This window comes from Microbulbifer taiwanensis, from assembly GCF_014904815.1.
GTDB lineage: Bacteria > Pseudomonadota > Gammaproteobacteria > Pseudomonadales > Cellvibrionaceae > Microbulbifer > Microbulbifer taiwanensis.
The window spans coordinates 135,150-161,955 of sequence record NZ_JACZFR010000012.1 but is presented as its reverse complement, the minus strand read 5'-3'; the positions used below and the strand labels follow the sequence as shown (position 1 = coordinate 161,955).

25 protein-coding genes are annotated in these 26,806 nt (G+C 63.2%); 18 read left to right on the top strand and 7 right to left on the bottom strand.

The genetic code is table 11. The features are described from left to right. Nucleotides 1–140: 140 nt before the first annotated feature. The 3 genes from IG627_RS04575 to IG627_RS04565 form a co-directional block, all read right to left on the bottom strand. Nucleotides 141–2,942 carry a hypothetical protein gene (locus IG627_RS04575; protein ID WP_193190381.1) on the bottom strand — a complete coding sequence of 934 codons (2,802 nt, stop codon included), beginning with the start codon at nucleotides 2,940–2,942 and terminating at the stop codon, nucleotides 141–143. Nucleotides 2,943–3,147: 205 nt separating this feature from the next. Then, entirely contained in the window at nucleotides 3,148–3,957 is an 810-nt protein-coding gene (locus IG627_RS04570) for an iron chelate uptake ABC transporter family permease subunit (protein ID WP_193190379.1), read from the bottom strand. Further along, nucleotides 3,958–4,749: an ATP-binding cassette domain-containing protein gene (locus tag IG627_RS04565; protein ID WP_193190448.1), complete on the bottom strand. Its 792-nt coding sequence runs from the start codon at nucleotides 4,747–4,749 to the stop codon at nucleotides 3,958–3,960. 107 nt (nucleotides 4,750–4,856) lie between these two features. Between IG627_RS04565 and IG627_RS04560 the strand changes: the two genes are divergently transcribed. Continuing rightward, nucleotides 4,857–5,726 carry a metal ABC transporter solute-binding protein, Zn/Mn family gene (locus tag IG627_RS04560; protein WP_226864704.1) on the top strand — a complete coding sequence of 290 codons (870 nt, stop codon included), beginning with the start codon at nucleotides 4,857–4,859 and terminating at the stop codon, nucleotides 5,724–5,726. A gap of 33 nt (nucleotides 5,727–5,759) precedes the next feature. On the opposite strand, the gene IG627_RS04555 is transcribed toward IG627_RS04560, so the two are convergent. Both IG627_RS04555 and IG627_RS04550 read right to left on the bottom strand, forming a co-directional pair. Beyond that, a complete protein-coding gene (locus IG627_RS04555; protein ID WP_193190377.1) occupies nucleotides 5,760–6,212 on the bottom strand; it encodes a hypothetical protein in 453 nt (150 codons plus the stop codon). 284 nt (nucleotides 6,213–6,496) lie between these two features. Further along, complete coding sequence (locus tag IG627_RS04550) at nucleotides 6,497–6,790, bottom strand: hypothetical protein (protein ID WP_193190376.1); 294 nt, start codon at nucleotides 6,788–6,790, stop codon at nucleotides 6,497–6,499. Nucleotides 6,791–7,124: 334 nt separating this feature from the next. On the opposite strand from IG627_RS04550, the gene polA reads away from it, so the two are divergent. Beyond that, nucleotides 7,125–9,860, top strand: a complete 2,736-nt coding sequence (polA, locus tag IG627_RS04545) for a DNA polymerase I (RefSeq protein ID WP_193190374.1) — start codon at nucleotides 7,125–7,127, stop codon at nucleotides 9,858–9,860. 361 nt (nucleotides 9,861–10,221) lie between these two features. Here polA and IG627_RS04540 read toward each other — a convergent pair whose 3' ends face one another. Next, nucleotides 10,222–11,256, bottom strand: coding sequence for a hypothetical protein (locus IG627_RS04540; RefSeq protein WP_193190372.1), 1,035 nt, complete (start codon nucleotides 11,254–11,256; stop codon nucleotides 10,222–10,224). Between the two features lie 78 nt (nucleotides 11,257–11,334). Between IG627_RS04540 and IG627_RS04535 the strand changes: the two genes are divergently transcribed. The 6 genes from IG627_RS04535 (at nucleotide 11,335) to IG627_RS04510 (ending at nucleotide 16,708) form a co-directional block, all read left to right on the top strand. Continuing rightward, a complete protein-coding gene (locus IG627_RS04535; RefSeq protein WP_226864703.1) occupies nucleotides 11,335–12,024 on the top strand; it encodes a phosphoribosyltransferase in 690 nt (229 codons plus the stop codon). Beyond that, complete coding sequence (locus IG627_RS04530; RefSeq protein WP_193190368.1) at nucleotides 12,021–12,683, top strand: dienelactone hydrolase family protein; 663 nt, start codon at nucleotides 12,021–12,023, stop codon at nucleotides 12,681–12,683. The genes IG627_RS04535 and IG627_RS04530 overlap by 4 nt, the downstream gene beginning before the upstream one ends. After that, complete coding sequence (locus IG627_RS04525; RefSeq protein ID WP_193190366.1) at nucleotides 12,680–13,651, top strand: ribose-phosphate diphosphokinase; 972 nt, start codon at nucleotides 12,680–12,682, stop codon at nucleotides 13,649–13,651. Before IG627_RS04530 ends, IG627_RS04525 begins: the two co-directional genes overlap by 4 nt. 1 nt (nucleotide 13,652) lies before the next feature. Continuing rightward, nucleotides 13,653–15,485, top strand: a complete 1,833-nt coding sequence (locus IG627_RS04520) for an adenosylcobalamin-dependent ribonucleoside-diphosphate reductase (protein ID WP_193190364.1) — start codon at nucleotides 13,653–13,655, stop codon at nucleotides 15,483–15,485. Between the two features lie 568 nt (nucleotides 15,486–16,053). Then, on the top strand, nucleotides 16,054–16,500 hold the full coding sequence (locus IG627_RS04515; RefSeq protein WP_193190362.1) for a hypothetical protein: 447 nt from the start codon (nucleotides 16,054–16,056) through the stop codon (nucleotides 16,498–16,500). Between the two features lie 25 nt (nucleotides 16,501–16,525). Further along, nucleotides 16,526–16,708, top strand: coding sequence for a hypothetical protein (locus IG627_RS04510; protein WP_193190360.1), 183 nt, complete (start codon nucleotides 16,526–16,528; stop codon nucleotides 16,706–16,708). A gap of 52 nt (nucleotides 16,709–16,760) precedes the next feature. Here IG627_RS04510 and yihA read toward each other — a convergent pair whose 3' ends face one another. Continuing rightward, nucleotides 16,761–17,384, bottom strand: a complete 624-nt coding sequence (gene yihA, locus IG627_RS04505; RefSeq protein WP_193190358.1) for a ribosome biogenesis GTP-binding protein YihA/YsxC — start codon at nucleotides 17,382–17,384, stop codon at nucleotides 16,761–16,763. A 120-nt stretch (nucleotides 17,385–17,504) separates the two neighbouring features. Between yihA and IG627_RS04500 the strand changes: the two genes are divergently transcribed. From IG627_RS04500 to IG627_RS04455, 10 genes are all read left to right on the top strand, one after another. Continuing rightward, complete coding sequence (locus IG627_RS04500) at nucleotides 17,505–18,158, top strand: c-type cytochrome (protein ID WP_193190356.1); 654 nt, start codon at nucleotides 17,505–17,507, stop codon at nucleotides 18,156–18,158. 212 nt (nucleotides 18,159–18,370) lie between these two features. Beyond that, nucleotides 18,371–19,069 (top strand): thiol:disulfide interchange protein DsbA/DsbL, encoded by a 699-nt coding sequence (locus tag IG627_RS04495; RefSeq protein WP_193190354.1) that lies wholly within the window; start codon nucleotides 18,371–18,373, stop codon nucleotides 19,067–19,069. A gap of 176 nt (nucleotides 19,070–19,245) precedes the next feature. Further along, entirely contained in the window at nucleotides 19,246–20,448 is a 1,203-nt protein-coding gene (locus IG627_RS04490) for a hypothetical protein (protein ID WP_193190352.1), read from the top strand. A 42-nt stretch (nucleotides 20,449–20,490) separates the two neighbouring features. Next, nucleotides 20,491–20,955, top strand: a complete 465-nt coding sequence (locus tag IG627_RS04485) for an ecotin family protein (RefSeq protein ID WP_193190350.1) — start codon at nucleotides 20,491–20,493, stop codon at nucleotides 20,953–20,955. 266 nt (nucleotides 20,956–21,221) lie between these two features. Then, complete coding sequence (locus IG627_RS04480; protein WP_193190348.1) at nucleotides 21,222–21,707, top strand: hypothetical protein; 486 nt, start codon at nucleotides 21,222–21,224, stop codon at nucleotides 21,705–21,707. Nucleotides 21,708–21,799: 92 nt separating this feature from the next. Then, the gene (locus IG627_RS04475; RefSeq protein ID WP_193190345.1) at nucleotides 21,800–22,489 is read left to right on the top strand and encodes a hypothetical protein; all 690 of its coding nucleotides are present in this window, start codon (nucleotides 21,800–21,802) and stop codon (nucleotides 22,487–22,489) included. A gap of 44 nt (nucleotides 22,490–22,533) precedes the next feature. Next, on the top strand, nucleotides 22,534–22,944 hold the full coding sequence (locus tag IG627_RS04470; RefSeq protein ID WP_193190343.1) for an ACT domain-containing protein: 411 nt from the start codon (nucleotides 22,534–22,536) through the stop codon (nucleotides 22,942–22,944). A gap of 13 nt (nucleotides 22,945–22,957) precedes the next feature. Continuing rightward, a complete protein-coding gene (locus IG627_RS04465; protein WP_193190341.1) occupies nucleotides 22,958–23,701 on the top strand; it encodes a hypothetical protein in 744 nt (247 codons plus the stop codon). 73 nt (nucleotides 23,702–23,774) lie between these two features. Next, nucleotides 23,775–25,121: an SLC13 family permease gene (locus tag IG627_RS04460; RefSeq protein ID WP_193190339.1), complete on the top strand. Its 1,347-nt coding sequence runs from the start codon at nucleotides 23,775–23,777 to the stop codon at nucleotides 25,119–25,121. Between the two features lie 55 nt (nucleotides 25,122–25,176). Further along, entirely contained in the window at nucleotides 25,177–26,799 is a 1,623-nt protein-coding gene (locus IG627_RS04455; protein WP_193190337.1) for a M20/M25/M40 family metallo-hydrolase, read from the top strand. Nucleotides 26,800–26,806: the final 7 nt, after the last annotated feature.

Here is a 26,806-nt window from a genome sequence, read left to right as displayed (position 1 = left end):
TCCGGCTAGCGGGGGTGTGGTTGAATTATGTACGATGGGGAAACGGTAAGCGAGAGGCCTGAGGCTCGTCGGACACAGTTGGTGGTTTCTCGAAATTCACCCTGAGATGGGGCCCCGGCAAGCCGGGACCCGGGTAGAAATTACTTGGAAGCCAGTGCGCGTTGGCCGGATCGAAGTTCGACAATCACTATGCCCGCCAGGCCATCTAGACCGCCGTCGTAGGCAAAGAGCCGTTTACCTTCGCTGTCGATGGCCATTGAACTGAAAGCGGAGACCGGAACGCCATTGGTGTCTCGCCCATTCGTTAGTATCGACTGAGTGGCACTATCCAGATCGATAGCTATCAATTGTCCACTTTCAGTGCCCACCAGAAGGCGGTTGCCCAATATGTCCAGTGCCAGGTCGCTGGGTGTTTGATCATCTGTACCGCCGTGTACCGACGAAGCGAGCGAGGCCCTGTCTCCGCTTGCCAGGTCCACTTCCAGTATTGCCCCTGTGCCGTAGTTGCTGACGAAGGCGCGGTTGTTTGATATATCCAGGGCCAGCCCATTCGCTGAGTCGAAGTGCGCTCCGGTACCGGTGCCATTACCGGAAATTACCTCTCTGTCGCCGGTGTCAAGATCGACGGCCAGCAGGCTCTTTGAAGATGACTCCAGCAGTAAAATACGATTGTTATCTACATCCAGGGCCATGGCGCCAACGCCGTCCATGGTGGGGCCGGTTCCTTTCCAGGGGGCCGCAATCACTTCACGATTGCCGTTCGCGAGATCGACTTCCGCCAGCCATTTAGCGTGGCTATCAAAAATATACGCGCGTTGAGAGACTGAGTGGACCAATATATCTGCGGGCGAATGAATGGATGCACCGGCGCCGTTTTCCGGATCGGATATCACGCTTCTACTACCGTCTTCCAGGTTTACAGCGGCTACGGAGGAGTCCGAACTGGACACGGCGTAGAGGGTATTTGTAACTGGGTCGTAATCGAGTTGAGACCAGGTTGAACTGGGACCAGTGCCCACATGGTTCGACGCTATGTCTGAACGGTCGCCGGAGTCTATGTTCACTGATAGAACGGCAACATCCAATAATGTGTTGGATACCAGCAGATTACTGCTGTCGGCGGACAATCCGATGGACCAGAGAGCGCTGGGGGCTATCCCCTCCCCAAGGTCTGAACTGCTGATTGTTCTTTGATTGCCGGTGGCAACTTCAACCTCAATTACATTCTGACCCTGACCGTTGGCAACAAAAATATGGCTGCCTTCCTCGTTCATTGCCAGATCCATAGGTTGTACAAGTAGATCTCCGTTGCCAACCCCACTGCCGCTGACAGTGGTCCTGTTACCGGTGGCGATATCGATCCTTATAATGGAATCCGAACTTGTGTCGCCGACATACAGATAATTCTTGTCTTCATCCAGGATTATGCCAACCGGAAACTCAAGCTCAGGGCCCTCACCCAGTTCAGCAGATGGATCTGAGCTGGAAATCTTTACGGCCTCTCCAGTGGACAGGTTGTAACGATATACTTCGCCATAGGATATGTTGGAATTAGCCAGTGTTGCGTAGGCCACAGTACCTACAGCGTTCAACACAATAGCGCGGCGCTTGGGTAGATTAGCGCAGGGTTCACAGTGTGGATTTATAAGCGGTGTGCGATCACCTGAAGTTTTCTGTACAGATACGATGGAACCATCACCGTTGAGTACAACGAACTTGTCATTTTTGGGATCGCTGCGCACTACCGGGAAATTCTGCTCCATATCGATCGGGTTGAGTGCGGGACCGGAACCGACTGTGGGGCCGGATATAACCCGACGCGAGCTGCCCACCTCGAAAATCGCATCAAGAGCGGTGTCGGCGAAATAGTAGGTCCGATAGAGATCGTCGTAGGAAACTCCGATTGGCCACTCGATCAGCTGTTCATTGATGACAAGGCGGCTGTCCTCCGCCGTTTCTCCAGTCACAAACTGCGCCGACAGGGGGTAGGTCTCCCTGCCTTCGCTGGGCGGTGTTTCGAGATACCAGAGCGATGGATTATTTACATCCTGCGTCGGTGACCGGCCGTCGACAGAGATGCTGGCCAACTGTTCCGTTGCACTTTCGCCACTTTCAAGATCGACGGCCCTGGCGGTGAGGGCGATGTTGGATAGTTTACCGCCCAAATTGGCACCGCCCGTCGGAAAATCGAACCGGACTGACGGTGCCGCCAGATTGGTAACAGCAACTTCCAGTGCAAGCTGGCTCGCTGCCCCCTGGCTGTCGGCGGCGCCTATCATCAGTTGATAGATGTTGTCCCCATCGCTATCTTCCGGGAACTCAAAATCCGGAGCATCAATAAAGCGGAGATCGCCACTGGCGGAATCGATAGAAAACAATCCGGAGTCGACGCCGCCGCTCAGCGAATAGGTGACATCGCCCCTGTCCGGGTCCTCGGCCGCAGCGGTGTAGAAGCTGTCGCTCTCACCTTCCTCGACGGTGATTTCGCTGGCGGAGGTGAATTCGGGAGCACCCTCGTTGATATCGGTGATGGTTATTACAAAGTTCCGGCTCGTTTTGCCACCTTTGCCATCGCTGGCCTCAATGGTCACTTGATAGACATTGTCACCATCCGAATCGGCTGGGTTCTCAAAGTCTGGCGCAAATCCGAAGCGCAACTGGTCGCCATTGTCGATCAGGAAGCGGGATTGGTCGTCGCCGCCGATTGCGCTGAAACTGATGGTGTCTCCGTCGGCATCGCTGGCGCTGAGTGTTAGCAGGCTGCCGCTATTGTTTTCCTCTGAAATGACTTCACTGGCAGAGACGAACTCCGGTGCGCGATTGGATGGGCTGTTCGGACTGTCGTCGCTCGAGCCGCCTCCACCACCACCGCCTCCTCCGCAGGCCGAAATGAAAAGTGCCGGCAATAGTACCGTAAGCTTTTTATTAAAGGCTGAATGCATACCCAAATCCCCTGACTAAGCATGAATTGTTATTGTGAGTTGTTGATACCGGCATGGCGGACCGGAAAGTCATTTTTATAGTGTGGCGGCACGGGTCGAATTGAGCGTGCGCAATGCCGGGAGGGCCCGGGAAAGAATAGAGGGATATAGCGAACGGCACAATTTTCATTGTGCAATTTGAGAGAAAGTTCTTGTCTGACGGATTTCAGGTTTCGTGGCTAGGGCGTGCGTGGATAGTCAGGAATAGCAGCCCTGCCGCCAATACGATCGAAGGCCCCGCCGGCGTATCCCAAAGAATTGAAGCCAGTAGCCCCAGCACCACCGCTACACAGCCAATCGCGGAGGCGAATGCAGCCATTTGCTCCGGTGTGCGGGAGAGGCGGCGCGCACTGGCGGCGGGAATAATCAGCAGGGCGGTGATCAGCAGCACGCCCACCACCTTCATCGCTATGGCGATCAACAGCGCCAGCATCAGCATCAGCGCCAGGCGCACCCGCTCCACCGGCACGCCCTCTACCGCGGCCAGCTCCTCGTGCAGGGTGAAGGCGAGCAGCTTTTCCCACAGGAAATAGAGCAGTGCGGCGATCAGTGCGGCGGCGGCGGACATCAGTAGCAGGTCGCGGCTGCCCACCGCGAGCAGGTCGCCGAGCAGCAATGACAGCAGGTCCACCTTGATCTTGAACAGGCTGACGGTGACGATTCCCAGCGCGAGCATCGAGTGGGACAGAATCCCGAGCAGCGTGTCCACCGACAGTTTCTGCCGGCGCTGCAGGTAGACCAGCAGCAATGCCAGCACACAGCAGGTGGCGCCGACCGCCAGGGTCGGCATGATGTGGAGTACGAAGCCGAGGGTGACGCCGAGCAGCGCCGAGTGCGCCAGGGTATCGCCGAAATAGGCCATGCGCCGCCAGACCGCGAAGCATCCCAACGGGCCGCTGACCAGCGCGACCAGAATACCGGCCGCCAGGGCGTACCAGAGAAACTGGCTCTGTAGCAGTTCGCCGAATTGCACCACTTATTTGCGCTCTCTGTGTTCGGGGGGGTGGTGCGGTTGCTCGTGATCGCAGGAATGATCGCCGACCACATCGCCGCTTAGCTTGTGCTGGTGATTGTGCTGGTGGGTATAGGGCGCCACCTTGTCGCCGAACAGCTCCAGGTAGGCGGGGTCGCGACTGACCTGCTCCGGGTGGCCCTCGCAGCAGATATGCTGGTTGATACACAACACCTTGTCCGTGGCCGCCATCACCAGGTGCAGGTCGTGGGAGACCAGCAGTACACCGCAGCCGAGCTGGTCGCGCAGCCCGGCGATCAGGCGATAGACCTCGCCCTGGCCGCCCACATCCACACCCTGGGTGGGCTCGTCCAGCACCAGCAATTGCGGCTTGCGCGATGCGGCCCGGGCCAGCAGAACACGCTGCATTTCACCGCCGGACAGGTCCGCCAGGCTGGCGTCCGCCAGCTCAGCGGCGCCTACGCGCTGCAGTGCCATCCGGGCCTGCTCCCTGTCCAGCTGCGCCTGCCCCAGCTGCAGGAAGCGCCGCACCGACATCGGCATTGAGGCATCTATCTGTAGTCGTTGCGGCATATAGCCGATGCGCAGACCCGGCCTGCGCCGCACCTCGCCGCTGCTGGCCCGGGTCAAGCCGAGCAGCAGGCGCAGCAGCGTCGTCTTGCCGGCGCCGTTGGGGCCTATGACGGTGACGATTTCTCCCGGCTGCAGCGCCAGGGTGATGTTCTGCAGCAGCTGCCGGCCGGCGACTTCCAGCCCCAGGTTGTCGGCGGTGATAAGCGGCTCGGGATGGCTCAGGGTGAAATCTCCGGGAGTGGCGGGAATGGATACTTGTGGACGCGCATGACTGGCGGGCGAAGGCCGGGTGTGATTATATCGCAGTTTTCTGTCGCCTTATGTTTTCTATGCCTCCTCTGCGCCGCCTCTCCCTGTTCCTGACTCTCATTCTGCTCGCTGCCTGTGGCAAACCCGAACCGTCGCAAAAGGCGGAACTGGTGGTGAGTGTGCGCCCGCTGGCGCTGATCGCAGAGGAAATTGTCGGCGACGCTATGCCCCTGAGAGTGCTTATCCAGAGTGGCGATCCGCACCACTATGCGCCCAGCGTATCCGATCGCGCGGCGCTGGAGCGCGCCCAACTGGTGGTGTGGATGGGGCCACAGCTGGAGAGCGTGCTGGCAAAACAGCTGGCGCTGATTCCTGCCGAGCGCCAGCTGCAACTGCTGGGTGCAGATGGCTACGAGTTCCAGGGCGCGACCGGTTCGGATCCACACCTGTGGCTGCGCCCGCGCAATGCCGCCGTCGTAGCCGCGCAGTTGGCCGCGCGCCTGGCTGAACTGCAGCCGCATAAAGCCGAGCTATACCGGGAGCGCGCGCGGGATTTCTCCCGCTCCATGGCCAATCTGCAGAAGGTGCTGGACCGGGCCCTGTGGGCCTACCGGGATGTGCCGATTGTGGTGACCCACGATGCCTACGGGCATTTCTTCGGCTCCGCCGGTGTGGCGACCAGGGCACTGAGCGATACCGGCAAGGGCGGCCACGGCGCCAGGGCGCTGCTGCAGCTGCAGGGCAGCGGCGACGGCTGTCTGTTCGGCGAGATGCCGGAGAATGATCGCGACCGGCAGATGGCGGAGAATCTCGGCCTGCGCTATGTGGCGCTGGATCCACTCGCGGATCGGTTGCCGCAGGGGGCCAGCTATCGCGACCTGGTAGAGCAGCTGCTGGCGCAAGCGCGCAGCTGCCTGGCGGAGATTCCGGATAGCGCCGCAGACGATTAGTGGCGGCGGAGCCAATTGGAACTCAGCAAAGAGTCAGGAGGGTTCGCGCTGCGTCTGCGCTTCCGCCTCAGTGCGCGCCCGCTCCTCTTCCTGGCGGCGCAGTTCTTCGGCGCGCTCGCGCTCCAGGCGCAACTCTTCCGCGCTGGCGGCTTCCTGTGACTCTTCGTGTCGCTGTTGTTCCTGGTCCGCCACCAGCGCCTCTTCCTTCTGCGCGCGAAATCTTTCCAGCTGCTGACGCTGCAGTATCTTCAGCAATTGCACCTGTTCCAGTCTGTGCTGCAGCTGCAGCCGCTGTTTCGTATCGCCGGCCTGCTGTCCGTCTGCCCCGGCCGAATCGGCCTCAAAGTTTTTGCCGATGACTTCGACATGCTCCATCTCGCGCGTCTCAATCCCGGTCGATTCGTCGCGCGCTATTGAGTCCGCCAGTGCCGGCGCGGCGATGGCGGCGGATATAGAAAGAGTTCGGCAAAGATTCCTGGTATTCATGGTCACAGCCCTCTAGTACTCCCAGTCTGCGGCGCCCCTGGCGAGCGACAGGCGTCGCTCCCTAATAGCCTAGAAGTCGCACGGGAAACTGCCTGGCCAACTGCGGTGACTGGCAGCTGACCGACGCCGGGGCGAGTGCATGCATAAGTCGGTGAAAATCAGGCGCTGAGGCACAGCGGTGCAGGGGGAGAGGGAAAGCGTCCAATCGCCTGGCAATAGAAGCCCGCCCGCGGCAACCGCGGGCGGGCAGGAAACAAGTCGACGTCGATTGACGCTCGCTCGTGTCAGGAATTGCGTTTGAGGCGCTTCAATTTTTCTGCGCGCGCTGCATCGCGCTCGGCCTGTCGGCGCAACTGCTCCAGTTGCAGCATCTGTCGCTGCATGAGCGACTCCCTCTGGCTGCGCTCGACATCGTGCAACAGTGATTCGTGTTTGTGTTCTTCCTTCGGCTCCACCGTTTTTGCCGTATCCAGCTGCAGGTCTGCGATGACCATCTGTGGACCGATCGCCGCGGCCATTGCCGGGCTGGCGAAAATGGCCGCTGCGGAGAACACACCGGTGAATATCACACCCTTCATGCGCTAATCCTTCCCTGAATGAATTGGTTGCTGTGCCCCGGCCTTCTGTGGCCGGGCGCCCAGTTAACGACGCGAGCGTTGCCGCGAAATAACGACTTGCAGATGATTTCGTGAACAACAGATGTCGGTACCGTGAAGCCTAGATAGCCCCATCGACTTCGGGTGGGTGCTGCGGTGACCGCCGCGGTTCGCACGTCGAGTTGAAGCGTTCGGTGCGGGGGTGGCGAAGGGGGAAAGCGCCGGCGGCGAAAGGGGAAAAAGCGGGCGAAGGGCGTTATGCTATCCGCCGATTTGCCTACCGCAATAGTTTCCCAACAGTTGATTCCGAAATTTTATGAGTAAACAGAACACCCAAGCCCCGCTGATCCTGGTGGACGGCTCCTCCTACCTGTACCGCGCCTTCCACGCCCTGCCGCCGCTGACGACCAGCAAGGGCAATCCCACCGGCGCGGTGCGCGGCGTCATTGCCATGCTGCGCCGCCACCTGAAGGAGCACCCGGACAGCACGGTGGCGGTGGTGTTCGACGCCAAGGGCAAAACCTTCCGCGACGAACTGTTCGCCGACTACAAGTCCCACCGCCCGCCGATGCCGGATGACCTGCGTGAGCAGATACAGCCGATACACGACGTCATCGACGCCATGGGCCTGCCGCGGCTGGTGGTAGACGGCGTCGAGGCGGACGATGTGATCGGGACCCTGGCTCTGGAGGCGCAGAGGAGTGGGCAGGAAGTGATCATCTCCACCGGCGACAAGGATATGGCGCAGCTGGTGCGCCCGGGCGTCAACCTGGTCAACACCATGTCCAACACTGAGATGGACAGCGAGGGGGTCAGGGAGAAGTTCGGCGTCGGCCCCGAGCTGATCATCGATTTCCTCGCCCTGATGGGCGATAAGTCCGACAACATCCCCGGCGTGCCCGGCGTCGGCGAGAAGACGGCGCTGGCGCTGCTGCAGAACCTGGGCGGCCTGGAAGCCATCTACGCGGACCTGGACGCGATTGCGCCGCTGGGTTTCCGCGGCGCCAAGACCCTGGGCAAGAAGATGGCCGAACACCGCGAGGCGGCGGAGCTGTCCTACAAGCTGGCCACCATCAAGACCGACGTGGCGATGCCGGTTCATCCACAGGATTTGCACAATGCCGAACCGCAAACGGACAGGCTGATAGCACTGTTCGGCGAACTGGAATTCCGCGGCTGGCTGGAGGAGCTGTCCGGGGATGAGGCAGAGGAGGCGCTGGAGGAGGCGGTCGAGCGCGATTACGCGATTGTCACCGAAATGGCCGAGTTCGACGCCTGGCTCGAGAAGCTGAAGGGCGCGGAGACTTTCGCCTTCGATACCGAGACCACCAGTCTCAACTATATGCAGGCCAAACTGGTGGGCCTGTCCTTCGCCGTCGAACCCTACGAGGCCGCCTATGTGCCCCTGGCCCACGACTATATGGGTGCGCCGCCACAGCTGCCCTTCGACGAGGTGCTGCAGAAGCTGAAACCGCTGCTCGAGGACGAACAGCAGAAGAAGGTCGGCCAGAACCTCAAGTACGACAGCCATATCCTGGCCAACTACGGCATAGAGCTGCGTGGCATAGCCCGCGATACCATGCTGGAATCCTACGTGCTCGACAGCACCGCCAGCCGCCACGATATGGACAGCCTGGCGCTCAAGTACCTGGGCGAGCACACGGTGCACTTCGAGGATATCGCCGGCAAGGGCGCCAAGCAGCTGACCTTCAACCAGATAGAACTGGACAAGGCCGGTCCCTACGCCGCCGAGGATGCGGATATCACCCTGCGCCTGCACAACGAATTGTCCGCGCGCCTGGCGCGCGAGCCGTCGCTGGAAAAGGTGCTGGACGAAATCGAGATGCCGCTGCTGCCGGTGCTCGCGCGTATCGAGCGCAACGGTGCCTATATAGACGCCGGGATGCTCGCCGCACAGAGCGCCGAGCTGGAACAGAAGATGCGCCGGGTGGAGCAGAAGGCCTTCGAGGTGGCCGGCGAGGAGTTCAACCTAGGCTCCACCAAGCAGCTGGGCGCAATACTGTTCGAAAAGCTGCAGATCCCGGTGATCAAGAAGACCCCCAAGGGCGCCCCTTCCACCGCCGAGCCGGTGTTGCAGGAGCTGGCCCACAGCCACGAGCTGCCGGCGCTGATCATGGAGTACCGCGGCCTGGCCAAGCTGAAAAACACCTACACCGACAAGCTGCCGCTGATGATAGATCCGGCCACCGGCCGCGTGCACACCTCCTATCACCAGGCGGTGGCGGCCACCGGGCGACTGTCGTCCAGTGATCCCAACCTGCAGAACATCCCCATTCGCACCGAAGAGGGCCGCCGCATCCGCCAGGCCTTCGTCGCCGACCCGCGCATCGACGGCGGCAGCGCCATCATCGCCGCCGACTACTCGCAGATTGAGCTGCGCATCATGGCGCACCTGTCCGGTGACAAGGGGTTGGTCGATGCCTTCGCCCAGGGCCTGGATATCCACCGCGCCACCGCCGCCGAGGTGTTCGAGGTGGCGCCGGACGCCGTGAGCGACGAGCAGCGCCGCCGCGCCAAGGCGATCAACTTCGGCCTTATCTACGGCATGTCCGCCTTCGGCCTCGCCAGGCAGCTGGGTATACCCCGCGCCGACGCGCAGCAGTACGTGGATCTCTACTTCGAGCGCTACCCGGGCGTGCGCGCCTATATGGACAACACCCGCAAACAGGCGTCGGAAAAGGGCTATGTGGAAACCCTGTTCGGCCGCCGCCTCTACCTGCCGGAGATCAACTCCCGCAACGGCATGCAGCGCCAGGCCGCAGAACGCACCGCCATCAACGCGCCCATGCAGGGCACCGCCGCCGATATCATCAAGCGTGCCATGATCGCCGTGGACGCCTGGCTGGCGGAGAGTGGGCTCGCCAGCCGGCTGATTATGCAGGTGCACGACGAACTGGTACTGGAGGTGCCGGGGGCAGAAGTCGACCAGGTCAGCGCCGGCATCACCGAGCTGATGCAGGGCGCCGCCAAACTGGATGTGCCGCTGATCGTAGAGCTGGGCAAGGGTGCCAACTGGGATGAGGCGCACTGACGACTGGTCCTCTTTGTAGGAGCGGCGGGGTAAAACAAATTGCAATGCGGGAAGGTTATGAGTGGAAAAAGGCGCCAAAGAGCGTGCATTGATCAATTTTTTAACACTTTTTAACCGAACCTGAGGAACCCATCCGGCGACAGCCCCTCTAAACAGGCAAGATCGTTGGAATGCGTCATCATCCCCCAAGGAAGTCAGATGTTTGCCCCGGAGCTCCCCCAAGTCCGGGGCATTTTTTTTGGGGAATCCCTGCAAAACTACTGCGCGTGCGCCTGGCGGCGTGCTCATGTGCTCACGTACTAGAGTACGCTCCGCGCACTCCGCTCCGGCGGCCACCACCAGCCACCCGCTCGCTACGTTTTCAGAGACTCCCATCTGCGCAGTAGCGCCGCGCCGCCTGCAGGTATAGCCGGGTCTTGCTTTTCCACTTGTCCGGTTCCGCCACAGCGCCGTCCTGTAAGTGCGCCGCCGCCAGGTGGGCGCGCAGCAGGGCGCGATTGGCGCGGTAGAAGCGGGATAGTGCTTCCGGCGGCCGGTCGTCGCAGCAGCGGTAGTAGCCTTCCAGGGCGGTCTCGCCCAGATCCGCGCGCCCCAGCAGTTCACATTCCAGCGCCAGGTAGCTGAGCTCGTCCACCGGATCCACGCAGCGCAGTGTGCGATTGAATTCCAGGCAGTCGATCACCTGCGGCGGTTGGGTCAGGAAGCAGTGCTCCGGGCGCAGGTCGCCATGGCCCTCGACGATTCGCCCCGCCCCCGCGCGCTCGCCCAGCAGCTCTCCCTCGCGGTCGAGGAAGTCCAGCAGCGCGCCGGCAATGCCTTTGATTTCCCCGGCATCCAGTGCCAACTTCTGCTCCAGATCTGGGGCCAGCAGCCGCTCGCGCCAGTCCTCGCACTGGCGCCGCAGCCGCGCCAGGTACTGTGCCGGTGTCAGCGCTATCACTTCGGCGTCTCGGTAGAAGTCGCACAGGCGCTGCAGCAGCGGCGCCAGTGTTTCCCCACTCGCACTACCGATCAGTGCCGGCAGGCTGGCGGTCTCGCGCAGGCGGCGCATCTTCACCAGCCACTCCACCGGCACGCCGGCGCCATCCAGGGCCAGCCGGCCGCGGGCGTCCAGGCGCAGGGGCACCAGGTCCAGATAGACGTTGTCGGTCAGGCGCCGGTTCAGGTGCAGCTCTTCGCGGCAGTCCCCGTAGCGCTTGTCCAGGCTGCTGAAATCCAGGTAGCTGGAGCGCACCGGCTTTTTCATCTTGTAGGCGAAGTGATCGGTGAGGAAGATCCGCGCCATATGGGTCTCCACCAGGCGCACCGAGTCCGCTCCCTCGGGGTAGCTGGCCGGCGAGAGCAGAAATCGGGTTTTGTCCTCCAGGCCCGGAAGTTTGACGGCGGGGTCGGTCATGGCGCGCTTTGTCTTGGTACCTGTTTGCTAGTCTAGTTTTATCACCCATCCGTTGATTTCTGCGAGGGCCAGGTTGTGATGACGCCCTTCGAAGATCGCGTGGAGGCCGGCCGCCTGCTGGCGGAGGCCCTGCGCAGCTCCCTTCCCGACATCGCCGGGCGCAAAAACACGATAGTGCTGGCACTGCCTCGCGGCGGCGTGCCCCTGGGGCTGGAGGTGGCGCGGGTATTGAAAGCCCCGCTGGACCTGATGCTGGTGCGCAAACTGGGGGTGCCGGGCCACGAGGAACTGGCCATGGGCGCCATCGCCAGCGGCGTACGGGTGCTGAATGACGACGTGGTCTCCGGCTGCGGCATCGACGATGAGTCCCTGGCGGCAGTCGCGCGCGCGGAGCAGGCGGAGCTGGAGCGTCGCGCCAAACGCTACCGTGGCGACAGACCCTGGCCGGACCTGAAGGGTCGCACCGTGATACTGGTGGACGACGGTATTGCCACCGGCGCCACCATGGAGGTGGCGGCGCGGGCGGTGCGGCAGCAGCAACCCGCCTCCCTGGTACTGGCGGTACCGGTGGCGCCGCCGTCTTCCCTGGCCCGCTTCACGACCCTGGTGGACCGGATAGAGTGCCTGATGACACCGGAATCCTTCTGGGCCATCGGCGCCTGGTACCGGGACTTTTCCCAACTGACCGACGAGCAGGTGATCGCGATGATGGGCGAGGCGGGGGATCTGGCGGGGGAAGCAGATAAAGCGCCGGGAGCAAAAAAATGAACAGGCAGGATGTATTGGTGGAGGCCGCCGGCGAGCGGCTGGAGGGATTCCTGACACTGCCTGCGGACACCGGCTCGCTGGTGATCTTCGCCCACGGCAGCGGCAGCAGCCGTTTCAGCCCGCGCAATACTATGGTTGCCGAACAGCTGAACGGCGCGGGTATGGGCACACTGCTGTTCGACCTGCTCACCTTTGATGAGAACCGGGTCGACGAGATCACCCGCGAGTACCGTTTCGATATCGACCTGCTGGCGCGGCGCCTGGCGGCGGCGCTGGACTGGGCCGGCGGCGAGGCGCAGACCGCCAATCTGAATTTCGGTCTCTTCGGCTCCAGCACCGGCGCTGCCGCGGCACTGATCGCCGCCGCCGAGCGGCCGCTGCTGGTGAAGGCGGTGGTGTCCCGCGGCGGTCGCCCCGACCTGGCCGGTGCCGACCTGCCACTGGTGCAGGCGCCGACGCTGCTGATCGTCGGCGGTGACGACACCCAGGTGATAGAGCTGAACGAGGAGGCGGCGGCGCATATGGAGCGCCTGCGGCTCGACGGGCAGGGTCCACAGCTGGAGATAGTCCCGGGCGCCACCCACCTGTTCGAGGAGCCGGGCACCCTGGACCAGGTGGTGCGCCTGGCCATCGACTGGTTCCGGCTGCACCTGTCATGAGTCGCCTGAAGCTGTTCAGCCTCGACGCCGGCGCCGACTTTGCCGGCCGCGTCGCCGCCGCCCTGGGCGAGCCGCTGGCGGCCCACGAGGAGCGCGATTTCGTCGACGGCGAGCACAAGCTGCGCCCGCTGGACGACGTGGAGGGGGCCGATGTCTACCTGGTGCAGTCCCTGTACGGCGACGAGCACAGCAGTGTCGACGACAAGCTGGTGCGATTGCTGTTTTTCGTCGGCGCCCTGAAGGACGCCGGCGCCGCCCGCGTCACCGCGGTCGCGCCCTACCTCTGCTACGGGCGCAAGGATCGCCGCACCAAACTGCACGACCCATTGTCCAGCCGCTACCTGGCCAGCCTGTTCGAATGCCTGGGCACGGACGCGGTGCTGACCCTGGACGCCCACAACCAGTCCGCCTTCGAAAATGCCTTCCGCTGCCGCACCCTGCACCTGCCGGCGCAGCCGCTGTTCGTGGAATTCGCCGCCGAGCAGCTGGCCGGTGACGGGAACCCCATAGTGGTGGCCTCGCCGGACGTGGGCGGCGTCAAGCGCGCTGAGGCCTTCCGCCGGGCCCTGGGACGGCGGCTGGAGCGGGATATAGGCCGTGCCTTCGTGGAGAAATATCGCAGTGGTGAAAAGCTCAGCGGCGGCACCCTGATCGGCGAGGTGAAAGGCGCCAGCGTGCTGATTGTCGACGACCTGATCGCCGGCGGCGGCACCGTCTGCCGCGCCGCGGCGGCCATTGCCGGCGGCGGCGCGGCGCGCATCCTGGCGCTGGCCAGCCACGGCCAGTTCTGCGGCGATGCGCTGGCGGATCTGGACAGGCTGCCGCTGGAGGCGATAGCGATTACCAACTCACTGCCGCAGGTGCGCGAGGGCAAGAGCCTCAGGGTCGTCGACTGCGCGCCGCTGATTGCCGAGGCGATACGCCGACTGCACGACGACGGCCCGGCGACCCAGTTGAGCGTCGTCTGATATGTCGCGCTTCGAGGCTGCGATCTCCGAGTTTATCTGGGACACCAAGTACCGCCACCGGAGCGATGGCAATCGCATCTGCGATGCCACCGTCGAGGACAGCTGGCGCCGCCTGGCCAATGCGCTGGCCGCGGTGGAACCGCTGCAGCACGAGCTGTGGGCGCAGCGCTTCTACCAAAACCTGGCCGACTTCCGTTTCCTGCCCGGCGGGCGCATCCTCGCCGGTGCCGGCACCGCCCAGCGGGTGACACTGTTCAACTGCTTCGTGATGGGCGCCATCGAGGACTCGATGGATGCCATCTTCGAGCGCCTCAAGGAGGGCGCCCTGACCATGCAGCAGGGCGGCGGCATAGGTGTCGACTTCTCCACCCTGCGCCCGGCCGGCAGCCGCGCACGGCACACAGGTACCATCGCGTCGGGCCCCGTGTCTTTTATGCGCATCTGGGATGCCATGTGCGCGACCCTGCTGTCCACCGGCAGTCGCCGCGGCGCCATGATGGCCACCTTGCGCTGTGACCACCCGGATATAGAGCGCTTCATCGAGGCCAAGCGGGATCCGCGCGAGCTGCGCCACTTCAATCTGTCAGTACTGGTCAGTGACGACTTTATGGCCGCGGTGCAAAGCGGCGACGACTGGCCGCTGGTCTTCCCGGAGCAGCAGCTTGAGGGGCAGGGCGGCGAGTTGGTCGAGCGCTTCTGGAGCGCTGACGGGAGCGCTGGGAGCAGGGCACTGCCCTGCCGGGTGCTGAAGCGGATTCCGGCGCGGGACCTGTGGCGGAAAATCATGCGCGCCACCTACGATTATGCGGAACCGGGTGTGCTCTTCGTCGACCGGATCAACCGCCACAACAACCTCCACTACCGCGAGCGGATCAGCGCCACCAACCCCTGCGGCGAGATACCCCTGCCGCCCTACGGCGCCTGTAACCTGGGCTCGGTCAACCTGACCCGCTTCGTGGAGGAGCCTTTCAGCAATCGCGCGCGCCTGAACTGGGACGGCGTTGCCGACTGCGCGGCCCTGGGGGTGCGCATGCTCGACAATGTGATCGACCTGTCGCGCTATCCACTGCCGGCCCAGGAACAGCAGGCCAGGGGCAGTCGCCGTATCGGTATCGGCATCACCGGCCTTGCCGATGCGCTGATCGCGCTGGGGTTGCACTACGACAGTGACGCCGCGCGGGAGCTGGCCGTGCGAGTAATGTGGACACTGCGCCACAGTGCCTACAGAACGTCGACCGCGCTGGCGCAGGAAAAGGGCAGCTTCCCGTTCTTCGAGCGGGGGCAATACCTGGCCGGCGCCGATATCCGCGCCCTGCCGCAAGAGCTGCGTCGCGCCATCGGCGAGCGGGGAATTCGCAACAGCCACCTGGTCGCCATAGCCCCCACCGGCACCATCAGCCTGCTGGCCAATTGCGTCTCCAGCGGCGTGGAACCGGTGTTCGATTTCCGCCACCGGCGCCGGGTACTGACCGCCGGCGGCGAATACCGCGAGTTCGAAATAATCGACCCCATCTATCGCCTCTGGTGCGATGGCGGCGGCAACAGTGGGGCACTGCCGGACACCTTCGTGGCCGCGCACGGCCTGTCGCCGCGGGCCCATCTGTTGATGGAAGCGGCACTGCAGCCCTATGTCGACAATGCCATTTCGAAGACGGTGAATGTCCCCGAGGACTATCCCTTCGACAAATTCGAATCCCTCTACCGCGAGGCCTTCGAGCTGGGGCTCAAGGGCTGCACCACTTTCCGCCCCAACCCTATCACCGAATCGGTGCTGGCCAGCGGTGCCGAGCCGCCGGCCAGTCACTGCTGTGATATAGAGCGGGAGGGGGAATAGGCCGACAGATCTGATCCCGTTACATCCGGTTAACGCTTCTTTACCCAATGCCGCGGAACCAGAGCGGACAGGGCCCCTCTAAAAAGACAAATCATTGTTGCTCCTCAAACCCCAACAAAACCCGCTTGACCCCGCCCCGATACCTCCCCAAACGTCGGGGCTTTTTTTTGCCCATGTTTTCTGATTGGCGGCAGCTATCGGCACAATTGGAATCTATTTCCGGAAAATTGGCGCAGAAGGGAATAACATCTGTCCCCACATCAGCCTGATGGTCACTGATTGACTGGGGAAGTAGCGGTGGCGACCCTATTGTTCAGTTGGTTGGAAACGAGAAGTTAATGGGTGTGAACCCACAGGCGTGCCCGTCCCCCTGGGCGCGTCTGCCCAGTGTCCCTCCCCAAGGGCACTGACCCCTGGCCGGCAGTCCCCATCTGCCGGCTTTTTTTATATCCCGATACCGGCCAGCGAGGCGAGCGATCGGCACAGAGACGCGCTATTCATTCTGCAGTTGTTGCAAATGATAATGCTTCGCATTAGCATGGTTGCAGTTGAAATCAAGGAGTCTGCTGTGAACCTACGTTATCTCTGCGCCAACCACCGCCAGTGGCTGACTGCCGATACAGTGCGCGCCGAACAGGCGTGGCTGGACTGGTCTGAGCGGGGCGCCGGCCTGTGTGAAGAGGGCAATTACGCCGAGGCTATTCCCTACCTGGGCTGTGCCTTTGAGCTGGCCAATTTCCTGCTCGAGGCCCACTGGCCAGGATACGGGGTCGCGGCCATGCGTTTTTCCGACAGTGCCAGCCAACTGATGGCGGCCTACCGTCAGCGCGGCGAGGACAACCAGTGCAACTACATTCTGGTGGGAGCCAGCTCCAGGCTGGCGCGGGAACTGAAGGACCGGGACAACTACCGGATTGCCGCCGACTGCATCCGTACCCTCTACGCGGGTGAGTCCAACCCGCCGGCGCGGCAGCAGTGGCAGCAGGGGCTCGCAGGCGTTGTCAGCTTGCACTGATCTACAACCGAGCGCAGGGACGCTAATGTCATTGCCGTCTCAGTATCTGGAAATAAGGATCCGCGAGGAAACCCTGATATCGCTGCTGGCGCAGCGGCGCCTGAGGGCGGAGGACCTGCGCGGCCTGACGCCGCGGGCGCGCCGGCAGTTGCGACGGGTGCTGCTGCAGTCGCTGCTGTCCGATCCGGGACTGAATCTAACCCTGTAGGGCCGAAGGCGCCGTGAATGCCTGGAACGGCCGGGGAGGCCGCCGACCGCTCCTACGCCAGCGCCAGCCACTGGTTCAGCCTGCGCTCCAGCTTGTCGAGCCCGGTCTTTTTGGTCGAAGAAAAAATCTGCACAGTCACGCCGGTATCCAGGCCCTGTTCCTTCAGCGCCTTCTCCACCGCGAAGCGGATATTGTTGGCGGGGCCGTTTTTCAGTTTGTCGGCCTTGGTCAGCAGGATATGCGCCGGCATGCCGGACTGCACCGCCCAGGTCAGCATATGCAGGTCGAACTCCTTCAGCGGCTGGCGGATATCCATCAACAGCACCAGCCCGCGCAGGCACTGGCGCTGCTCCAGGTAGAAGGCCAGGTGGCGCTGCCACTCGTCCTTCATCGAGCGCGCCACCTTGGCGTAGCCGTAACCGGGCAGATCCACCAGGCGCTGGTCGTCGCCGGCGTGGAAGAAGTTGATCAGCTGGGTGCGCCCCGGTGTCTTGGAGGTGCGCGCCAGCTTGCTGTTGCCGGTGAGAGCGTTGATGGCGCTGGACTTGCCGGCGTTGGAGCGCCCGGCAAAGGCCACCTCGGCGCCAGTGTCTTCCGGGCACTCGGCCAGGGTCGGCGCGCTGGTGAGAAACTGCACATTGCGGTAATTGATCTTTTCGGGGTGGGACTCTGACATATCTCTTCTGCTGATCCGGTACACTCGATTGGCGCGCAAGTATATAATGCCGCGGTTTTTGCGTCGCAGGATTGATGGGGGCGGCGCTAATTGCATTTTCAGCGCGCAATGGGACGACGTATGAACAGCATTATAAAGAACACCGCTCTGGCCCTCGGCCTGACTCTCGGCCTGGCACCGCTTGCGATGGCGGCCGGGGACGCCGCCGCCGGCAAGGCCAAGGCCGCGGCCTGCGCCGCCTGCCACGGCGCCGATGGCAACAGCCCGGCGCCGACTTTCCCGAAGATCGCCGGACTGGGGGAGAAATACCTGGCCAAGCAGCTGATGGATATCAAGAGCGGTGCGCGCCCGGTGCCGCAGATGATAGGCCAGCTGGACAACTTCAACGAGCAGGACCTGCAGGATATCGCCGCCTACTTTGCCTCCCAGCCGATGCAGCTGTCCGGTTCCGAGGCCATCTCGGTGATGCTGAACAGCGGCGAGAGCGTCGACGGCCTGATCTTCGGTCGCAATCTTTACCGCGCCGGCAATGCGCAGACTGGCGTTCCCGCCTGTATGGGCTGCCACTCCCCCTCTGGCAAGGGCAATGCCCCCGCCGGCTATCCGCGCCTCTCCGGCCAGTACGCCCAGTACGTGGAAACCCAGTTGAAGGCCTTCCGCGAGGGCACCCGCGCCAATGACGGTGACACCCGGGTGATGCGCAGTGTGGCCAAGCAGCTGTCCGACGCCGAGATCAAGGCGGTGGCCAACTATGTCGCCGGCTTGACCGACTGACGGCGTGTTGCAATCGTCTCGAAAGGCCGGTCCCTGACCGGCCTTTTTTATGCCTGTCACCACCAAGCAGACAGCGGCAACGGCACATGTCTGCCAAATTGCGCGTTTTTTGCCCGATCTCCTTGCCTAAGGGCACGGGAACTTCAATAATCTGCGCTGTCTATAGATTACTCCCGACCCCCGGGTCGAAAGAATAAAGCTGGAGAAGAGTTATGAGAGCCGCAGTTGCCCCCCTGTCCAAGGGATTCGCCATGGTTTTGGCCATGCTGTTCAGCCTGGCCGCCTGTGCCCAGGACAGCGGCCAGTTCAAGGCCGGTCAGCACTACCAGGTGCTGCCCCAGGCGGTACCGCAGAAGGACGACAGCAAGATCGAGGTGACCGAGCTGTTCTGGTATGGCTGCGGTCACTGCTACCACTTCGAGCCGGCCCTGAACCGCTGGAAGAAAGAAATGCCGCAGGATGTGGCGCTGAACAAGATTCCGGCCATCTGGCAGCCGGTGATGGAAGTGCATGCGCGCATGTTCTACGTAGCCGAAGCCATGGGTGTGCTGGACAAGATGCACGCGCCCATCTTCAATGCCATCAACAACCAGCGCAAGATGTTCGCCAGCCGCGACGGCCGCAACTGGAACCCCGACCTGAAAGCCATCGAAGCGCTGTTCAATGAGCACGGCACCGACGGCGCCAAGGCCGCCAAGCTGATGAACTCCTTCGCCATCAACAGCAAGGTCAAGCAGGGCCAGGCCAACCAGCGCGCTTACCAGCTGTCCGGCACGCCGGAAGTGGTCGTGGCCGGCAAGTACCGTATCAGCACCTCACTGCCGGGTCTGAAAGGCAAGAGCAACGGTCAGGAACTGATGCTGCAGGTGGCCGACTACCTGATTGCCAAGGAGCGTGCCGATAAGGGCTGAGTACTGAGCGGCGCGCCGAGCGCGGTTAAGCCCGACTGAGCCTTCCGAAACCCCGCCGCGTGCGGGGTTTTTTGTGTTCGTTCCGGCCGCTCCAGGTATTCGCGGCGCCTGCGGCCCTACGGCCGCGCTAAGACGCGGCTGCTAATCTTGTGCCGAATGCAGAAAAAGAATTCCCGATGCGACGCAACTGGCCGCCACTACCTCTCCTCGCCCTCTGCCTGCTGCTGTGGCTGCCCGCCACCTTGTACGCACAGGAGCCGCTTGAACGGGAGCCGCTGGCGGCAGAAGCCAGCAATCTTCTGTCCTATATCGCTGTGGATTACGGCGATTCGGTGAAAAACGGCGAGATTCAGGACAATTCCCTCTACGAACAGCAGCGGCGCTACCTGGCGCGGGCGCTGGAACTGGTGCGCCAGCTGCCGGACAGGCCCGGTCGCGCGGCGCTGGAAAACAGTGTGCTGGAGCTGGATGTCGCCATTGCCGAGAAGCGCGACGGCGAGCAGGTGCGCCGCCGCGCCAATGCCGCCGCCGATCGCCTCGCCGCCCTCTACCAGCTGCAACGTTCGCCCGCTGAAATGCTGCCCTCGGCCGATTTTGCCCGCGCCCTCTATGTAGAGCGTTGCGTCAGCTGTCACGGTGCACAGGGCCAGGGCGGCGACAGGGCACCGGGACTGCGCGATCCGCAGCGCATGGCCAGTTTCAGCCTCTACGATCTCTACAACATCCTCGACCCCACCGTGGACTCGGTGCACGGCGCGCGTATCGACGGTGATCTCAGCAGTCGCCAGCGCTGGGCGCTGGCGGTAACCGCCGCCAATTTTGCCGTCGCCGGCGAACTGCCGCCGACGTCGCAGCTGGCGCAGCGCTATCCGGCGCTGATCGGGCTGCCGGGAATGGCCACCACGCGGCCTGTGGAACTGCCCTCCGAGGCCGCCGGGGCCCTGATGTGGTGGCGCGGTCATCCGCAGCGGGTGCGCGCGCTGGAACACCCACTGGCCCGCGCCGACGGCCTGCTGCAACTGGCGGAGACCGCCTACCGCGGCGGCGACAACGCCAGCGCCTACCACCAGCTGATGCTGGCTTTCCGCCAGGGCTATGCGCCGCTGCGCGAACAGCTGGAAATCCGCGACGCGCCCCTGGCCGCACAGTTGTCGGAACACTGGCAGGCGCTGCGCACCGCAATTCTGGGCAACGCCCCCAATGCCGAGGTGATCGCCGCCTTCCAGCGCCTGCGCACCGCCCTCGGCCAGGCGCGCGCGCGCCTGGAGCCTCCCGCCGGACAGAGCCGCTACACCCTGTGGGCCGCACTGTTGTTTGCCACCGCCGCGGCCCTGGGGCTACTGCTCTGGTTCGGCCTGCGACGCAGGAATTCTGTCTAGACTGATAGAGGAATATTGCGCCAACTGCCGCAGGAGGTCCCGATGTTGCTGCGCTGTGCCCTGTCCGTCGCCCTCTATAGCCTGGTGTCTCCCGCCCCGGCCTCCGAGCTGGACGCCTTCCCCACCACAGTGGACGGCAAACAGCGCCAGGTGATCCGTCTGCCCAAGGCTGTGGACGAAAGCCGCTTTATGGTGGAGCTGGTGCCGGGCAAGACGGAGCTGGTGGACTGCAACCTGCGCAGCTACCGCGCGCCAATCAAACGCGAAACCCTGGATGGCTGGGGCTACCCCTACTTTGTACTGGCCGATCCAGAGCCGGCTGCCACCACCCTCAAGGCCTGCCCGTCGGGTTCCGAGAGTCGCCGCTTCGTGCGCGTGCGTGGCGAGGGGTTGATGCTGCCCTACAACAGCCGCTTGCCGCTGGTGGTCTACCTGCCCGCCGATCTGCAGCTGAAATACCGGGTCTGGCGGGCGGACAAGACCCTCTCCGATGCCCGCACCGAATAGCCCGCAAAAATTGCCCCAAGAATTGCAAGAGTCGAGCGGCCCCAAGTTTGCGATATCCGGTGCCATACTGGCGTGTGAATGAATATTTTTGAGGCTTCTCCTGCCACGGTTGGATTTTGCGTCTAGCCTTTAAAAACAAGGGACGTGAAAAAGAGCGCCTAGGCGATTTTTCATGCCGCAGTGCGACGGCTTGCCGCCTTGCGGACAGGAAAATCGGCGGTGACTGTCACCGCCAGCCGCAGTAACCCAACACAGCAGAGTCGCGCATGAAGTTTTTGCGTCATCCCTCGTTTCTCCCGCTCCTGAGTTCATTTTTACAAACCCACGCCGTGATCCTGATGCTGTTCCTGCTGCTGCCGCTGGCCGCCGCGGCGGAATCCGCACAGCGCCAGTGGGCCGGAAACTGGCTGGTCGTCAGCGAGGGCGACGAGCAGCTGGTGTGGCAGCTGCGCGCCGACGGCACGGGTTTCGCCTACGGTTTCCATTCCGGGGGCCGCCTGTCCCACGGGTTTGCCATCAACTGGAAACTGGAGGGCGACCGGGTGCGGGTGCGCACCGGCGCTTCGGTGCGCTGCAACGGCGGGGTGGTGGCCGTGTCCTTTACCGGTTGGAGTCCCGTCACCTTAGACTTCTCGGTAGTGGACGGCCGTCACTGGCTTCAGGACGGTGGTGGCCTGTTGAGTTTTCAACGCCGCCTGAGCAGCTGGGATACGCCCAGGGCGGGCAGCAGTTGTCCGGATCTGGCGGGTTGACGGGGTATGCCCCGGTAGAGAGCTACGCAATTTGTTCACTGAGAGGGAAACAGTTCAGGGAAGAGTAGAGCGGATACTGGAGTAATAAAGCTGTGATACAGCGACGCTTTATTCTCACGCTGATATTTATCTGCGCCGCGAGCGCAGCCCTGGCCGCCGAACCCGAGCAGGAGGAGGTGGATGGCGGCTGGCAGGCCGAGTCGCGCCTGGAGGCGGATCAGTGGGTTGGGGCCTGGTTGATTTCCCGCGACGGCGAAGCGCGCCATGTGTGGAGCCTGAAAGCGGACGGCACCGGGCGCTCCTACGCATTCCTGGAAAGCGACGGTGATATGCGCTTTGCCTACGGCTACGATATTCACTGGTATTTCGATCCCTTCACGCAGATGGCGAATATCAAAACCGAGCGGCGCATCGTCTGTCGCGGCGGCAGACTCTATCCGTATTTCCTCACGCTGAAATCCTACGAGAGCGACTACGCGGTGAAGGGAAAGTTTGCCTGGCAGACGACCTGGACAGAGGCGAGCATCGGCCGAAACCTGTTGCACAAGTCCCTGGTCGTATTCGTGGCTCCCCTGTCCGCCTGGTACGATCCGGTCAAGGACGCCCCCTGTCCGGACTTCCCCAGTCTGAACCTGGAGAAGGATATCGATATGGCCCTGGACCGCTGGGAAGGCGAGGCGCAGCCCGCTATCGATGTGGACACCAGGCCGGCGGCAGGTGAGCCGGAATTTGAAGGCGAGGAGTTTATCGAACTGTCGAAAGACGGCCGCGGCGCGCGATAGAAAACGCCACTGAACAATTCCAACGGACATAGTGACGCTACTCAATGAACGCAGAAGTGTGCCTGGAAAAACTGCTGCAAAACATGAACCCGCAATTGCAGGAGGAGGTATACGTTTTCTGCCAGATACAGGAATCCCAACTGAAAGACTATCTCGACCAGTGCCTGTGTATTTTCCGCGAACGCGAGGGCCTGAGCGCGATACTGTCGCAGTCCCTGGCGGAGCAACTGCAACTGGAGGCGAGCGGCGCATTCCGCCAGATTAGCCTGCAGGTGTTTTCCAGCCTGGACGCCGTCGGCCTGACCGCTGCCGTGGCGACCGAGTTGGCCAACTGCGGTATCAGCGCCAATGTGGTGGCGGCCCTGCATCACGATCACGTCTTTGTACCCGAGGAAAAAGCGCAGCAGGCGCTGCAGCTACTGCGAGGGATCGGCAACCGGGCGCAATACAGCTGAGTCCGCGGCCGCCATGCGGATCGATTACCCCCCACCCCAACCCCACGGAGAAATCCGCCGTCTGCTGCCGGACTTTTTCTGTGTGCCCGGCACCACGAAACTCGCTCCGGCCACCGTGATCAACTGCAATATGGGCATAGTGCGTTGGGGCGACGAGCTGATCCTGGTCAATCCCTTACGCCTGCGGCCGCAGCAGGAAGAAAAACTGCAGGACCTGGGTAAAGTGCGCCACGCGGTGCGCCTGGGTTACTACCACGGCCGCGATGACCTCTACTATCGCGACCATTTCAATCTCACCTTCTGGCGCCAGGCCGGTTCCGATTTCTACCCGCCGACGGCGGACAGACTGCTGCGCGAGGGCGGCGACTGCCCGGTACCCGGCGGCCGCTTTGTAGAATTCAGCCAGAGTCGCTATCCCGAGGCGATCCTGTGGCTGCCCCACAACGGCGGCCTGCTGCTGTGCTGCGATGCGCTGCAGTACTGGCAGTCGTGGCGCGGCTGCAACTGGTTCGGCAGAAACCTGCTGCGCTTCGGTGGCTTCCGCCGCGGTATGCAGGTGGCGCCCACCTGGCGCACGCGCATGACCCCCGAGGGCTGCGACCCGCAGCACTGTATGGAGGACGACTTCCAGCGCCTGCTGCAGCTGCCCTTCCTGCACTTTATGGGAGCCCACGGCGAATTCTGCGCGGACAAGGCCCACGAAGAGGTCGCCGGTGCCGTGGCCAGGGTCTACTCGGGGCTCGATCGCGCGGCCTGACACAAACAGGGAAAATGGCGCTGTGCCTTTCTCTGGTATCTTTGGCGCAGGATAAAAAAAGCGGAGCGCCCCGGTGCAAGAACTGTCCCTGCCAATAAGATTTGCCGTCATCGCGGCCTGGATGCTGGTGGCGCAATGGCTCGCCGGCGCGCTGGTGGGGGAGGGACCGGAACGGCTCGGCCTCTTCATTCTGCTGGCCGCCGCCGGCCTGTGGATGAGTGAAATCATACCCCTGCCGGTGACCGCACTGCTGGTGCCCGCGGCGGCCTATTTCAGCGGCCTGATGCCGGCCGCCGAGGCCCTGGCCCCTTTTTCCAGCACCATCATTTTCCTGTTTATGGGCGGTTTCACCCTGGCCGCGGTGCTGCACAACCACGGCATAGACAGGCGCCTGGCCGCGCGAGTGTTGAAGTTCGGGCGCGGGCGCCTGTGGCCGACACTGATCGGTTTCCTCGCCACCGTGTCTTTCCTGTCCATGTGGATGAGCAACACTGCCACCACCGCGATGATGCTGCCCATTGCGCTGTCGCTGGTGGACGACGAGCACCCGCGCACGCGCGCTTTCGCGATACTCGGCACCGCCTATGCGGCCAATATCGGCGGCCTCGCCACCATTGTCGGCAGCCCGCCCAATGCCATAGCCGCGCGCACCCTGGAGCTGGATTTCGTCGCCTGGCTGGAAGTGGGGCTGCCGGTGACCCTGGCGATGTTCCCACTGGTACTGGCGGTGCTGTGGCTGGTGCTGCGGCCGGATCGGGAGAGCGCGGAAATCCGCGCGGTGAAGGTGCAGACCGGGCGCTGGACTCCGGGCGCCGTGGGCGCGGTGCTGTTGTTTGCGGGGGCGGTGACCTGCTGGAGCCTGTCCGGGCTGATCGCCCGCTGGCTGGAGCTGGGCAAAAGCTTCGACGCCGTGGTGGGGCTCGCCATCACCGCACTTGCGCCGCTGTGCGGACTTATTTCCTGGCCGGATCTGCAGCGGCAGATCAACTGGGGCATATTGCTGCTGTTCGGCGGCGGCCTGTGCCTGTCGGCGATACTGCAGCAGACCGGCGCTTCCGTGTGGCTGGCGCAGTCGCTGCTCGGTGGCCTCGCCGAGGCGCCCGGCTGGCTGCTGATCATGGCCTGTATCGCGCTGATGATCTTCCTGACCGAACTGGCTTCCAATACCGGCAGCGCTGCGATCCTGGTACCGGTGATCTACGCCCTGGCGCAGCAGTTCAATCCGGCCATCGCCTATCCGCTGGTATTCGGCGTCGGTATAGCCGCCACCTGTGCCTTTATGCTGCCCGTGGCCACGCCGCCAAACGCCCTCGCCTACGGCACCGGCATGGTGCGCCAGGGGCAGATGCTGCGCGCCGGGCTCAAGCTCAATCTGCTCGCGATTCCGCTGCTGTGGATCATGGTAAGCTTGCTGGCGTAGGGTGCGCCGTGCGCACCGCGACCGCAGAAGAACTTATACAGAAAAGATTTTCCCGATGAGAACAAAAACCCTGTTCGGCGCCCTGCTTGCGGGCGTGCTGGTGGCCTGCGCCACTACTTCACCGGCGCCCATTCCCAGCGCCAACAGCGAGAATATCCGCAGACACGTGGAGATACTGGCCGCGGACGAGCTGGCCGGGCGCGAGACCGGCAGTGCCGGCTACCGCGAGGCCGCGGATTATGTGGCCGGGCAATTTGAGCAGATGGGCCTGCAGCCCGCCGGCAGCCAGCGCTACCTGCAGCAGGTGCCCTTCGTGCGCGCCAGCTGGGGAGGGCGCGAACCGACCCTGGTGCTGCAGGGCCGCGACGGCGACATCACTTTCCAGTTCGGCGAGGACTTTATCGCCTCGCCGCCCACCATCAGCGAGGACACGGTCACCAGCGCCAACCTGGTGTTTGTCGGCTTCGGTATAGAGGCACCGGAATACGGCGTGGACGACTACAAGGGCCTGGATGTGCGCGGCAAGATCGCTGTGATACTGTCCGGGCGACCGAAGAATATGCCCAACGAAGTGGGCGCCCACTACTCCTCCGGCCGCACCAAGCGCGAGACGGCCGCGCGCCACGGTGCCATCGGCTATATCACACTGAATACACCGCAGCGGGAGAAGCGCTGGTCCTTCAAGCGTTCGGTGGAACACCTGCACGACGACAGCTTCGACTGGGTCGATGCCGACGATGTCCCCGGCAATGCCATCCCCGGCCTGCACCCGGGCGTGATGCTCGATATGCCCGCCGCGCGCCAGCTGTTTATGGGTGCGGAGCGCAGCCTCCAGACTATCTTCACCGAGATGGATAACGGCCTGGCGCCGCGCGGCTTCCCGCTGCCCTACCGGGCAGAGCTGACCAGCGGCGCCACGCACAAGAAAATCCTCAGCCCCAATGTGGTGGCGATACTGCCCGGCAGCGATCCGAAACTGAAAGACGAGTATGTGGTCTTCTCCGCACACCTGGATCATATCGGCGTGGAGGAGGATGGACAGGTCAACAACGGCGCCCAGGACAATGCCGCCGGCATTGCCGTGATGCTGGAGACGGCACGCCTGTTTATCGAGTCCGGCCGCGCGCCGCGCCGCTCGCTGCTGTTTGTCGCCGTGACCGCGGAGGAGGAAGGCCTGCTGGGCTCCGACTACTTCGCCCGCCACACGCCGGTGCCGCCGCAGTCGATAGTGGCCAACATCAACCTCGATATGCCGATGCTGCTGTATCCGTTCAAGGACATTATCGCCTTCGGCGCCGAGCACTCCAGCCTCGGTAAGACCGCCGAGCGCGCGGCCAGGCGCACCGGCCTCAAGCTGAGCCCGGACCCGATGCCGGAGCAGGTGATTTTCGTGCGCAGCGACCACTACAACTTCGTGCGCCAGGGGGTGCCGGCCATCTACCTGATCACCGGCCGCGAGGCGCTGGATCCGAATATCGACGGCACCGCCATGCAGACCAAATTCCTGCAGGAGCGCTACCACCGCCCCGGCGACGTGGCCGACGAGCAGATCAGCTATCCCGCGGCGAAGCAGTTCACCGAGGTGAACTACGCAATTGCTCGGGAAGTGGCGGATGCGGATCGCAAACCGCGCTGGTATAGCGGTGACTTCTTCGGCGAGCTGTTCGGCAGTAAGTAATTGCAAG